Source organism: Oleiphilus sp. HI0066, assembly GCF_001635725.1.
In genome coordinates this window covers 1-668 of record NZ_LWFH01000086.1, presented here as the reverse complement: position 1 = coordinate 668, position 668 = coordinate 1, and the positions used below count along the sequence as shown (strand labels likewise).

Here is a 668-nt window from a genome sequence, read left to right as displayed (position 1 = left end):
TTTTCTCAAGAGCTTGCATGTAGCGCTCGTCATATTCAGCTTCAAGTCGCATGCGTTGCGTTTTGCCTCCCTTTATTGGCAAGTCAAATTCTATGGCCCGCGCATGAAGCATCAAACGCGCCTTCTCCATTCCGCCCTGATCTTCGACCAAGTTCTGAATATACTTAACATCCCCCACAATTGGATGTTTAGAAAACGCGGCATGGACGCGAATTTGGTGCGTACGCCCAGTAATCGGCTTTGCTTCAACCAAGGTAAACTTATCCGAACGATTCAGAATCGAAAACCTCGTTTGGCTCGGTTTTCCGTCAGCACTCACCACCACCATACGCTCGCCAGATTTGAGCTCATTCTTACGAAGCGGAGCATCCACCATCACTTTGTACTTTGGCCATTTACCGAATACCGCTAAATGGTAAATCTTGTTCACCGTATCATCTCTAAATTGCGCATGAAGTGCTTTTAAGGCAGGACGACTCTTAGCAATCAGAACAGCACCAGAGGTATCTCGATCTAATCGATGAACTAGCTCAAGAAACTGATGTTCGGGGTATTTTGTACGCAAAGCCTCTATCAAACCCAAGTTCACACCACTTCCGCCATGAACAGCCAAGCCAGAAGGTTTATTGATCACTAAAAGCTGATCGTCTTCATAGAGAACTGAATCT

General features: G+C 46.0%; 1 protein-coding gene. It reads right to left on the bottom strand.

Annotated elements, in window-relative coordinates:
- Nucleotides 1-668 (bottom strand): RluA family pseudouridine synthase (locus tag A3738_RS01330; RefSeq protein WP_068763298.1); only part of this gene is annotated, 668 nt, incomplete at both ends.